11 protein-coding genes and 2 pseudogenes are annotated in these 10,229 nt (G+C 70.5%); 6 read left to right on the forward strand and 7 right to left on the reverse strand.

Annotated elements, in window-relative coordinates:
- The first annotated feature begins 5 nt into the window (after window positions 1-5).
- From Sco07f_RS21710 to Sco07f_RS21725, 4 genes are read left to right on the forward strand one after another with little or no spacing between them, the layout of a single operon-like run.
- Window positions 6-1,187 (forward strand): sedoheptulose 7-phosphate cyclase, encoded by a 1,182-nt coding sequence (locus Sco07f_RS21710; RefSeq protein WP_087788926.1) that lies wholly within the window; start codon window positions 6-8, stop codon window positions 1,185-1,187.
- Window positions 1,180-1,596, forward strand: coding sequence for a cupin domain-containing protein (locus Sco07f_RS21715; RefSeq protein ID WP_087788927.1), 417 nt, complete (start codon window positions 1,180-1,182; stop codon window positions 1,594-1,596). Before Sco07f_RS21710 ends, Sco07f_RS21715 begins: the two co-directional genes overlap by 8 nt.
- A complete protein-coding gene (locus Sco07f_RS21720; RefSeq protein WP_108988845.1) occupies window positions 1,593-2,645 on the forward strand; it encodes an ROK family protein in 1,053 nt (350 codons plus the stop codon). The genes Sco07f_RS21715 and Sco07f_RS21720 overlap by 4 nt, the downstream gene beginning before the upstream one ends.
- Window positions 2,642-3,616, forward strand: coding sequence for an SDR family oxidoreductase (locus tag Sco07f_RS21725; protein ID WP_087788929.1), 975 nt, complete (start codon window positions 2,642-2,644; stop codon window positions 3,614-3,616). Before Sco07f_RS21720 ends, Sco07f_RS21725 begins: the two co-directional genes overlap by 4 nt.
- On the opposite strand, the gene Sco07f_RS21730 is transcribed toward Sco07f_RS21725, so the two are convergent.
- Window positions 3,555-5,144: a serine hydrolase domain-containing protein gene (locus Sco07f_RS21730; protein WP_108988846.1), complete on the reverse strand. Its 1,590-nt coding sequence runs from the start codon at window positions 5,142-5,144 to the stop codon at window positions 3,555-3,557. The two genes, Sco07f_RS21725 and Sco07f_RS21730, sit on opposite strands and share 62 nt — an antisense overlap.
- 66 nt (window positions 5,145-5,210) lie before the next feature.
- Here Sco07f_RS21730 and Sco07f_RS21735 point away from each other — a divergent pair, with 66 nt between their 5' ends.
- Entirely contained in the window at window positions 5,211-5,549 is a 339-nt protein-coding gene (locus Sco07f_RS21735; RefSeq protein ID WP_007388238.1) for an alpha-amylase inhibitor, read from the forward strand.
- A gap of 112 nt (window positions 5,550-5,661) precedes the next feature.
- On the opposite strand, the gene Sco07f_RS21740 is transcribed toward Sco07f_RS21735, so the two are convergent.
- Window positions 5,662-6,165: an alpha/beta hydrolase gene (locus Sco07f_RS21740; RefSeq protein ID WP_244942093.1), complete on the reverse strand. Its 504-nt coding sequence runs from the start codon at window positions 6,163-6,165 to the stop codon at window positions 5,662-5,664.
- 327 nt (window positions 6,166-6,492) lie between these two features.
- Here Sco07f_RS21740 and Sco07f_RS21745 point away from each other — a divergent pair, with 327 nt between their 5' ends.
- Window positions 6,493-7,362 (forward strand): IS5 family transposase, encoded by an 870-nt coding sequence (locus Sco07f_RS21745; RefSeq protein WP_087792787.1) that lies wholly within the window; start codon window positions 6,493-6,495, stop codon window positions 7,360-7,362.
- 120 nt (window positions 7,363-7,482) lie between these two features.
- On the opposite strand, the gene Sco07f_RS21750 is transcribed toward Sco07f_RS21745, so the two are convergent.
- The 5 genes and pseudogenes from Sco07f_RS21750 to Sco07f_RS21765 all read right to left on the reverse strand — a co-directional run.
- Window positions 7,483-8,493: a SpaA isopeptide-forming pilin-related protein gene (locus tag Sco07f_RS21750; RefSeq protein ID WP_108988847.1), complete on the reverse strand. Its 1,011-nt coding sequence runs from the start codon at window positions 8,491-8,493 to the stop codon at window positions 7,483-7,485.
- Window positions 8,494-8,522: 29 nt separating this feature from the next.
- Window positions 8,523-8,813 carry a DUF317 domain-containing protein gene (locus tag Sco07f_RS40690; RefSeq protein WP_244942102.1) on the reverse strand — a complete coding sequence of 97 codons (291 nt, stop codon included), beginning with the start codon at window positions 8,811-8,813 and terminating at the stop codon, window positions 8,523-8,525.
- Between the two features lie 214 nt (window positions 8,814-9,027).
- A pseudogene (locus tag Sco07f_RS41235) lies at window positions 9,028-9,267 on the reverse strand (DUF317 domain-containing protein); the annotation flags it as partial.
- 107 nt (window positions 9,268-9,374) lie between these two features.
- Window positions 9,375-9,862, reverse strand: a pseudogene (locus Sco07f_RS21760) (hypothetical protein).
- A gap of 29 nt (window positions 9,863-9,891) precedes the next feature.
- Window positions 9,892-10,229 (reverse strand): SPDY domain-containing protein (locus Sco07f_RS21765; protein WP_143666055.1); only part of this gene is annotated, 338 nt, incomplete at its 5' end.

Genomic DNA, 10,229 nt, shown 5'->3' on the forward strand with positions numbered 1-10,229 from the left:
GAGAGATGTCAGGCCAGGTTCTTGCCCCGGTCGAGCCGGGCGTGCGCGAGGACGCCACCGGCTTCGACCTGCTGGCGCCCGAGGGCACCGCCTACCGCGTGGACCTCACCACAGGGGTGTTCGACCAGGAGAATCCGCTCCTCGCGCGCGCACTCATGGGCCGCAGGGTCGTCGCATTCGTCAGCCCCACGATCGAGGGACTGCACGGTGACCGGCTGCGCGCCTATCTCAACGCCCATGTCGATCCGGGGGACTGGAGTGTCCACACGCTGCGGACCGGCGAGCAGCACAAGACGCTCGCCGCCGCGGAGGACGTCTGCGCCACCGCCAAGGCCGCCGGACTCGACCGTCATGGGGTGATGCTGGCGGTGGGCGGCGGAATAGTCGCAGACGTCGTCGGCTTCGCCGCGTCCATGTACGCGCGCGGTGTCCGCTACGTCAAGGTCAACACGACGCTGGTGGGGCAGGTGGACGTCGGTGTCGGTGTGAAGACCGGTGTCAACGCCCTGCGCACGAAGAACATGCTGGGTGCCTACCACCCGGCTCACGCCTCCATCAATGATCCCGCGTTCCTCACCACGCTGCCCCCGCGTGAGATCCGCTGCGGACTCGCGGAGATCGTGAAGATGGCGGTGATCCTGGACGAGGAGCTGCTGCGGACCCTTGAGGATCACCCGGACGTCTTCCTCGGCCGGCCGTCCGCCGACGGCCGGCTGGAGGAGTATGTGCTGCGGACGTCGATGCGCCTGATGATGGAGGAGCTCTGCCCGAATCTCCGCGAGCACGAGCTGGCGCGCCTCGTCGACTTCGGGCACACCTTCAGTCCGGTGATCGAGACGGCCGGCAACCACCGCCTCGAGCACGGGGAGGCGGTCGCCGTCGACATGGCCCTCTCGGCACACATCGCACGGCTGCTCGGGCTGGCGGACGCGGACACGTGCGAGCGGATCGTACGCCTGCTGCGGCGCATCGGGCTTCCGGTCTTCGACACCCTCACCTGCACACCCGAACTGATGATCCATGCGTTGCGGGCATCCTGGGAGCGGCGCGGGCGCAAGCTGCACCTGGTCGTGCCGACGGCACCGGGCAAGGCGACGTTTGTCGAAGAGCTGGGGGACGTCCCCGAGTCGTTGCTGCGCACGGCTCTGTCAGCGCTGGCGCGGGATACGGAGGGGCACCATGTCTGAGGCCGTGGACGGCGGGGCGGTGCGCAATCTGCGCGAACTGTTTGCGCCCAAGGAACACGACCACGGTGGCCTCGGCACCATCCTGGCGCACCGGGTCTACGCCCGTCGGAGCGGGCGGCGCGGGGCCGAGTTCGTCGATCTGGCCGTACTGCCGCCCGGCACCTCGATCGGCCGGCACCGGCACGGCGCCGACCGGGAGACGTATGTCGTACTCGACGGCAGCGGGTTGATGTTCCGGGACGGCGAGGACTTCCGGGTCGGCGCGGGCGATGTGATCGCCAATCGCCCGTTCGGCGAGCACGGCCTCGTCAACGACGGCCCGGGGGATCTGCGACTGCTCGTGTTCGAGGAGCCCGAGGCTGCGGGGCCGCACACCTCCGCCGCCGCGTCCGGGGAGGCGACGGCGTGAACCTCATCGACACCGAGGCTCCTTTCGTCGTGGTGGACGTGGGCGGCACCACCCTGCGCATCGCGGACTACGATCCGATGACCGGCGCCCTGTCCGGTACACGCCGCACGCCCGTCGATGGCATGGCCCGCGACCCGAACGCTCCCGTGCCCGTGCTGCAGGAACGCGTCGTCGAACAGTTGGCCCGAGAGATCGGTGCCCGAACCGCGCGGGACGGCGGCCGTTGCGCACCGCGCACCGTCGGCGTGGCCTTCGCCGGGCCGGTCACCGCCGACGGCCTCGTCCTGGCCGCCCCCACGGTCTGGGGCGGACGGAGCGAGCCACTGCCCCTCGGTGCCCTGCTCACGGCGCGCGTCGGCGCCCCGGTCGTCGTCGTCAATGATCTGACGGCTGCCACCTGGCGCTACGCCGCCACCGAGAGCCGGCCCTTCTGCCTCATCACGGTCAGCTCCGGCATCGGGAACAAGGTCTTCCGCAACGGCGAGGTCCTGCTGGACCCGGGCGGCCACGGCGGGGAGTTGGGGCACTGGACCTACGACGCCTCCCCTGACGCCCTGCCGTGCGACTGCGGGGGCCGCGGCCACCTGGGGGCGATCGCCTCCGGCCGCGGTGTGCTCGCCGCCGCGCGACGGGCGGCGGTGACCGACCGGGGGGCGTTCGCCGCCTCCCGGCTGTCGGCTCTCGCCCACGGCCGTCCCGAGGCGATCGACAACCGTGCCATCGCCTCGGCGGTTCGGGCGGGCGACGCCTTCGCGACTGCCGTCCTGCGCACCACCGTCACTCCCCTCGCCCAGGCGATCGGGTCCGTCTTCACTTCGATCGGCATCTGCCGCTACCTCTTGATGGGCGGCTTCGCGCTGGCCGTCGGTGAGCCCTACCGCAGGCTGCTGGTGGCCGAGTTGACCCGGCTCGGCTGTTTCGGTCTGGACGCGGACGCCATCGACGCGATGGTGGCGCTCGGTGCCGCCGATGACGATCACGGCCTGCTGGGCGTCGGCCGCCTGCTCGGCGCGCGCCTGCCCGCCGGGGCCGGGCAGGTGGTCGGATGAGCACCGTCCTGGTGATAGGCAGCGGCTTCGTCGGTACCGGCATCGCCCGGCATCTCGCAGCCCACGGGCACACCGTCACCCTGGCGTCGCGCGGGCGGCCCTCAACGTCGCCCACGACGTACGGGGCACGCTGGGCGGCGCTGGACGCCACTGTCCCCGAGGCGTGCGACAGGCTTCTGACCCGACTGCGTCCCGACGGCGTGGTCCTGGTGCACGGCCCGTCCGACGTGACCTGGTGCGAGGAGCATCCGGGTGAGGCCGAGCAGGCTCACGCAGCGGTAGCGGGCAACGTGGCATCCCTGGCCCCGGGGGCCCGTGTCGTGCTCATCTCCACGGACAACGTCTTCGACGGCTCCTTGCCGCACAACACCGAGTCCACGCCGGTACGGCCCGCGAACGCATACGGCCGCGCCAAGCTCCGTGCCGAGCAGATCCTGCTGGCCACGGCGGCCGACGCCGTGGTGCTGCGCGTGAGCCTCGTCTACGGCCACGAGCCGGCGGACGCGGGGAAGTGGCTGAACTTCTTCGCGTCCTGCGCTCATCAACTGTTGCTAGGTGAAGCGGTGCACGCGCCCGACGACCATTGGACGACCCCGGTGACCGTCTCCGACGTGGCCCGGGTCACCGCCTCCGTGCTCTTCGCCCCTGCCCCGCTGCCCGAGGTCCTCCACCTCGGCGGTCCGGACCGGGTCACCCGGGCCGAGTGGGCGCTGACGATCGCCGACCTGCTGGGCGCGCCGCGGAGGTTGGTGGTCCCGGTCCCGAAGGCCGCGACGCGGTACGCCTCCCGGCCCGAGAACGCGTGTCTGACAAGCACGTCGCTGCCCGGCCTGCTCGGTCTGCCCCCGGTCGACGGTGTCGCCGCCGGGGCGCGGAAGCTCGTCACCGCTTTCACGGGGCGCCACGCGATCAGCCGGACACCTCCGGGGACAGGGCCGGTGTCGACGGAACCGGACCGGGAACGCGGGTGAAGCGGGCACCGGTGAGCTCGAGGGCCGCCGGCCGCCCGTCCTGATCCCGGAGCACCCGCAGTTCCTCTCCCACGTACGCGCCGTCCAGTCCGGTCAGACCGCCCTGAGGAGTGGTACCGAACCGGCTGGCCGGAGCGCGGAAGCGGGAAGGCTTGGTGCGGGTGCTCACCGGCTGCAGCAGCACGCTGCCGTCCGCCTCCATCTGGATGGCGTGCGGACGCGGGCCCTGGTACCAGTAGCCCGTGAGGTCCAGAAGGTGGGGCGGCAGGTTTTGCGGCGCCCACTCGTCGGGCAGGGGCAGCGTCTGCTCACCCACGATGTCGAGCAGTTCCAGGGCCCGGCTCGGGCTCAGCCCGGTGCTGGCGTTGCCGACGATCACTGCCCCCGTCCGGCGTTCTCGGTCCACCCAGATCGTGGCCAGGAATCCCGGTATGCCGCCGGGGTGTCCGATCAGAGTGCGTCCCTGGTGCCGCACCGCCTGCAGCCCCAGTCCGAATCCGGCGCCGGGCTCGTCCTCGTGGGCGGACAGCCGGGTCGGTTCGGCCATTTCGGCCAGCGTGTCCGGGTGGAGCACCTCGGCGCAGTCGCCCAGGAGGAACTCCGCCCACCTGGCGAGGTCCGCCGGCGTGGACCACAGCGCCCCGGCGGCGGCCATGGCGCGGGCGTCCTGGACCTCTTCGGCCACGAGCGTCGGCGCCCACGGGTGCACGCTCCATCCCGGAGCGGCCTCGGCACCAGGATCCGTGCCCGTCCCTCTCATGCCCAGTGGGGCGAGAACCTCCCTGGCCAGCACGTCTGCCCAGGGCTCCTGCCGAATCCTCTCGATCACCGCGCCCAGAAGGGCGTACCCGACATTCGAGTAGTGGAAGCGCTCCCCCGCCGCGCAGAGAACCCCGGCCCCGCGCCGCAGCGGATCGGCCGGCCCCTGTCCGCTGTACGGCCAGTCACAGCCGGGCGTCATGGTCGTCAACCCCGCGGTGTGACTCAGGAGTTGCTCAAGGGTGCGGTCTCCGATTCCGGTGCCCGGCAGATACCGGTCCAGCGGGTCGTTCGTCCTGAGCTCACCCCGGTCCCGCAACCGCATCACCAGAACGGCTGTGAAGGACTTCGTGAGCGACCCGATCCGGTACTGCGTGTCCAAGGTCGGCGACCCGCCACCCACCCGTCCGCGGACGCCGGTCCAGGCCGTCCGTCCTTCGACCAGGGCACAGCCCGCGACGGACGGGACCCGCCCCAGGGCTTGGGCGCGAGCGAGCCGGCTCAGGAGCAACTTCCCGGTTCCGCCCATCGGTTGGGCCGTGGGATCGGCGGACGGCTGAGGCAACGGAGCCATGGGGGACACTCCCGTCGTAGGTCTCGCACGGACGCCCCGACTTAACCAGCGACCACACGCACACTGCAAGAGATTCCCAAAAGATGCAGCAAGAACTTGCTCTCGACCATCCACCTCGCGCCCACTCCGGACCGTGACGCAATCTCCGACGGGTCTCGACGTGAGGTAGCAACCAGTTGAAGCGGGACAGTCCATCACCCATGGCCGAAAGTTTTTGCAGCAACTTGCGCAAGAGCGGTCACCGGCTCAAGGATTCGTCGCATGTCCCGCATGAAGCGCGTGAAGCGCACCCTCGCCCTCGCCGCCGTGAGCGCGGCCGGCCTGCTGATGACCGTGGCGGCCACCCCGTCCGTCGCGGCACCCGCCCAATCGCCCGCTCCGGCGTGCGTGGAGTACTACCAGAGCTGGCGTTACACGGACGTCGTCAACAACTGTGCCGAGACCGTGGCCGTCACCGTCGAGTACACGAACGGCCAGGACGCTCCGTGCCGCGTCATCGCACCCGGCGCCTGGGCGACCTTCGCCGGCTACGGCACGGACGGCAACTACGCGATCGCGGTGCGAACATGCGAGCCGTCCGTTGCCGAGGTAGCCCCGTAAGAACTGCTGAAGCAACCATGCGCCTCACGCGGCCGTCGATGACCGAAGCCGCCTCCTCCTCAGCGTTCGGCCTGCCGGCCAGTGCGGGCACGGGCGCCGCGACGGCGGCTGGTCATCCGGCCAGGTGCTTGCCGAAGAAGTCGGTGAGCTTGGCGACGGCAGCTGTGACGTGTTCGTCCCTGTCGTACAGGTCGATGTGCGTGGCGCCGTCGATGACGAACAGTTCCTTGGGTTCGGCCGCCCGTTCTATCGCTTCCCGGCTGAAGTACGCGGTCTCCGCCTCGGAACCCACGATCATCAGCAAGGGGCGGGGGGCGATGAGCCGGATCATCGCGTAGGAGTCGTACTGGGCCAGTTGGTCGGCGCTGCGCAGGACCCACCCCTGGACCGCTCGAGGGTGGTATCCGCGCGGGGTCCGGTAGAACTCGTAGGTCTCCCGGAACTGCCGGGTGCCAGTCGCCAGCATGTCTTCGGCGTCGTCGGGGATCCAGGCCACTGTCTCCGGAGCCTCGCCGCGAGCCTCGGCGGTACGCGCCGCCGCGGCCCGGTCGAGCAAGGCCGTGAGGACCGCGGGGTCCTGGGCGCGGCCCAGCCCTTCACGGATCACGGAGCCCATGTCTCCGGCACTGACCGTGGCGACGGCTTTTCACAGGACACAAGGACGCGTAATGAATCAAGGCGCCGTGTATTGAGTCAAAACACGCACTGAGAGGTCGTTTAACCTGGATTACCCGTATATCCACCGGTTTTCAGGCCCCCGGGTTGCGGTGCTCGTGCTGCTGGAGATGCGGAGTGAGTCTTGCTGGTCAGGTGGGGTGACAGGCGAGGCGGGAAGTGACTTGTGCCTGTCTCATCCCAGGACGCCCGGCATTCGCGGACGCGTGCTTCCGTTGGTGTCGCTGTGCGCCTGGGCGCACTCGGTCCGCGGCGGTACGCCGGAAGCATGCCGACGCGACGCCCGTATCCGAGTGATCTGTCCGATGCCCGCTGGGAGTTGATCGAGCCAGTGCTCTCGGCCTGGCGCTTCGAGCGCCGCGGCAGGGCCCTGGACTTCGGCCGGCCGCCGGAACACGACCTGCGCGACATCATGGACACGATCTTGTACGTAGACCGCACCGGGGTCCAGTGGCGCTACCTCCCGCACGACTTCCCGCACTGGAACACCGTCTACGGCTACTTCGCCAAGTGGGCGGACGAGGGTGTGTTCGCCCAGCTCAACGGCCTGCTCCGGCAGCCCCTACGGGAGAAGGAAGGACGGGACGCCGAGCCGTCGGCCTGCTTGATCGACGCCCAGAGCGTCAAGACCTCCACCAGCGTGCCCGCCGCCGGCCAGGGCATCGACGCTGGGAAGAAGATCGTGGGCCGGAAGCGGAACATCGTCACCGACACCCTCGGACTTTTACTTGCCGTGCTGGTCACCGCGGCAAGCGTGCAGGACTCCGCCGCCGGCGCCCGGCTCCTGGACCAGGTCGCCGCCGACCATCCCGGCATCCGCAAGGTCTGGGTCGACGGCGGCTACCGCCAGCACCTCGTCGAACATGCCGCCACCCTCGGCATCGACATGGAGATCACCGCTCGAAAGTCTGGGACCAGGGGTTTCACTCCGGTCCCGAAGCGGTGGGCGGTCGAGCGCACCTACGGCTGGCTCATGCTGCACCGCCGCCTGGCCCGCGACTACGAAACCCTGCCCACCCGCTCCGAAGCCGTGATCCACATTGCCATGACCGACCTCATGGCCCGCCGCCTCACCGGCGAAAGCACCATCTCCTGGCGCGACCCGACAGCACAGACTAAATGGCCGATTCCGGGATGAAACATCGGGCGAAAACGACCTCTGAGGCCCCCGCACCCGGGAGGATCCTGTTGGCGGTCGCCAACAGCGTGTCCATCTGGGGCTGCGGGGGCTCCGTGTGGCGAAGAAGGATGGGTGCAGTCAGCTCCCAGTGGGGTCTTCTGTGTGGCTGCCGGTGCGACTGCGGCGTGTCACGGCGAGGGCGCCTCCACCGGCCGCGATCAGGATGGCCGCTCCGCTGATCAGCCACGGCGTGGCGTCAGCGCCGGTGTGGGCGAGGGAGCCCGTCGGCGTCTTCGGTGTGGAGTCGCCGTCCGGGGTGGCAGCAATGGTGGAGGAGTCGGGTTCCGGTGTGTCGCTGTCCGACGCGGACGGCGTGACCCTTCCCGTACCGCCGTTCGGTTTGCCTGGGCCAGCGGGAGTGTCGGTGGGCGTGTGCGTGGGCTTGCCCGAGGGTTCGGGCTTCAGGGTGGTGGTCTTGGCGTTGGTGACGGTCACGGTCACCGGGCCGCCGGGAGCCGCGGTGAACGTCTTGGTCGTCTTGTACAGGTCGTAGCCGGCAGGGGCTTTGATCTCCTTGACCCAGAACTGGGCCTTGCGGCTCGACATGGGCAGCTCTCCGGAGGCCGTGCCCTTGACTCCCGTGGTCAGGGTGAGCAGCGTCGAGGTGCCGGTGCCGATGTTCACGGTCGCGCCGGGCAGGAGCTTGCCGGTCTTGTCGTCCTTGGCCTGCAGGAAGACCTTGGCGGCCTTGAACGGGTCGGTGATCGTCAGCCGTGTGGTCGCGCCCGGGGTGACGATGACGTCCTGGTCGGCGACGACCTCGTGGAGCGGGCTGCCGGAGGCCGTCTCCTTGAGCCGGTAGACGCCGGGCGCGAGGTCGGACAAGGTCAGCTTCCCCTGTGCGTCGGTCGTCCCGCGTCCAGCTTCCTGGCCGGCGGAGTCGAGCAGCAGGAACACGGCGCCGGGCAGGGCGTCTCCGGCCGTGTCCTTGGTGGTGATCTCGACGCTGCCCGCGTCTGGGGCCGGAGTCTCGGCGGAGGCCGAGGGGGTCGGTTCGGAGGGCTCGGCGCTCGCGGCCGGCGCCCAGGTGAGGGTTCCGGCCGCGGCGACGGCGAGGGCGGCGGCGGATCGGACGAGACGTGCGTGCACGAGGAAGAAGGCTCCTTGATCGGTCGGGGTCAGCGGGTGCGGCCGGTCGTATGGCCGGTGGGTGGCATCGCGGGGGTCGGACGGTTGGGTGGCTGCGGGGCCCTGGGTGCGACGTAGAGGTGCCGGCGGGTGTGGATGGGGATCTGTTTCACGGCCCGGTGCAGCGGTTCGGTGGAGATCAGCGAGGCGGTGAAGGCCGCGGCGAGGGTGGTGGGAGCGGCGGCGGAGAACTGGGCCTGCCAGTGCGGTTCGCTCGGGTAGCCGCCCCAGGCGCGCCAGGTAGGGCCTTCGGAGCGGGTGGTGGCGTATTGGTGGCGCACGCCGCCGAGGCCGTCCGGTGGGAGGAAGGTCTGTGTGCCGTCCGTTTTGACGCTGTGGCTCCAGCCGCGCGTGAGGAGCGGTGTGTACACCTTCGTGCGGGGCCGTCGCGTCCTCGAACAGGTGGTTCTGGTCGCTGTGGCGGTCTTCGAGGTACAGGTCGAGCAGTTCGGCGTGGACGTCGCGCAGGAGTTCGGCGGGGGTGGTGGCGTCGAAGGTGATCTCCCAGGCCCGTGGGCCGAAGGGGACACGGTCCATGCCGATGGTCCACGTTCCTTGGCCTCGCTCCTCGGGTTCGGGAGCGAAGCGGGTCCACAACCGGGCGCAGGGGCTGATGGCGAACACCATCCCTTCGAGTCCCTGGTGAAGGTGCCAGCCCTCGTCGAAGGGGAAGGCCCAGATCGTCTTCAGGTCTGCTCGGCCGGGACCTGCGAGGTAACGCGGGAGGACCCTCATGGTCTGGGCGGGGTCGAGGTCCTTGAAGGGGTCGGAGGGCGGATCGGGCAACACGAGGAGAGGCTCCTGCTGGGTGGCTGGCGCGGGTGCGGGTTTCGGGATGAGGATCAGCGGGTGCGGGCCCCGACGGGGGCGGTCGGCGGGGGCGGAGTTCTGCGCGACGTGCGGCCGGCCGCTCGCTTAGGTCCGGAGGCGGCCCAGGCGCCGGGTAACCAGACGGCGGTGTACTGCTCGATGGCGTCGCGCAGCCCGGTGGTGACGGCCCCCTCCCATGGCGGGCGGCCGGGGCGGTGGTATTTGTCGAAGGTGCCGTACTGCTGGGTGTTCGGCCGGGTGTTGGCGGCTTCGTCGCGGCGGTGGAAGGTTCCGTGGTCCAGGAAGCTGAGCGCCACCGCGTCGATCTCGCCGCGGTCCGGGTGGACGACTGCGACCCGCAGCCCGCCATAGGTGTCCGCGTAGATAGTGCGGGTGAAGTCGATCCGCAGCCGTAGCGGCGTGCCCGGGACGGGAGCGGCGTAGTAGGTGTTGCCACGACGGCGTGGTCGTGGAAGGGGAGGCACAGCTCGGTGAAGAACTCGGGGGCCTGCAGGGACACGAGGGTCTCCGGTCAGAGTTGGGCTGGGGTCAGCGGCGTGGGCCGGGCAAGGCGGGTCGGCTCGTGGTGCTCCAGCGCGGCACGCTGGCCGCGGGCAGCGCGGCCGGGCGGCGGGACGCGGCGGCCCGCCGGACGTCAAGCGGAGTGGGCGACGGCGGACTCGGCGAGAGGATCGGGGAGAGCCGGGCGTGGCCCTTGACGTAGCTGTCGGTGTTGTCCCGCCAGCGGGGAAGGGGTGCGGGGTCGGCCACGGCTTCGGTCACGGCCCGCAGGAGGGCGGCGGGGGTGTCGGTGCTGGCCGTGGCGTACCAGAAGGGCCGGGCTGAGGAGGTGCCGGCCCACAGGTGCCAGCGGGCGTCGCGGGTTT

Origin of the sequence: Streptomyces coelicoflavus, assembly GCF_003112555.1 — a bacterium.
Classification (GTDB): domain Bacteria; phylum Actinomycetota; class Actinomycetes; order Streptomycetales; family Streptomycetaceae; genus Streptomyces; species Streptomyces coelicoflavus.

Excerpts from the sequence above, each read along its gene's own strand:
- Sco07f_RS21710 (WP_087788926.1), top strand. The coding sequence starts at position 6 with ATGTCAGGCCAGGTTCTTGCCCCGGTCGAGCCGGGCGTGCGCGAGGAC.
- Sco07f_RS21740 (WP_244942093.1), bottom strand. The coding sequence starts at position 6,165 with ATGGGCTCCGTGATCCGTGAAGGGCTGGGCCGCGCCCAGGACCCCGCG.
- Sco07f_RS21745 (WP_087792787.1), top strand. The coding sequence starts at position 6,493 with ATGCCGACGCGACGCCCGTATCCGAGTGATCTGTCCGATGCCCGCTGG.
- Sco07f_RS21725 (WP_087788929.1), top strand. The coding sequence starts at position 2,642 with ATGAGCACCGTCCTGGTGATAGGCAGCGGCTTCGTCGGTACCGGCATC.
- Sco07f_RS21730 (WP_108988846.1), bottom strand. The coding sequence starts at position 5,144 with ATGGACTGTCCCGCTTCAACTGGTTGCTACCTCACGTCGAGACCCGTC.
- Sco07f_RS21715 (WP_087788927.1), top strand. The coding sequence starts at position 1,180 with ATGTCTGAGGCCGTGGACGGCGGGGCGGTGCGCAATCTGCGCGAACTG.
- Sco07f_RS21735 (WP_007388238.1), top strand. The coding sequence starts at position 5,211 with ATGTCCCGCATGAAGCGCGTGAAGCGCACCCTCGCCCTCGCCGCCGTG.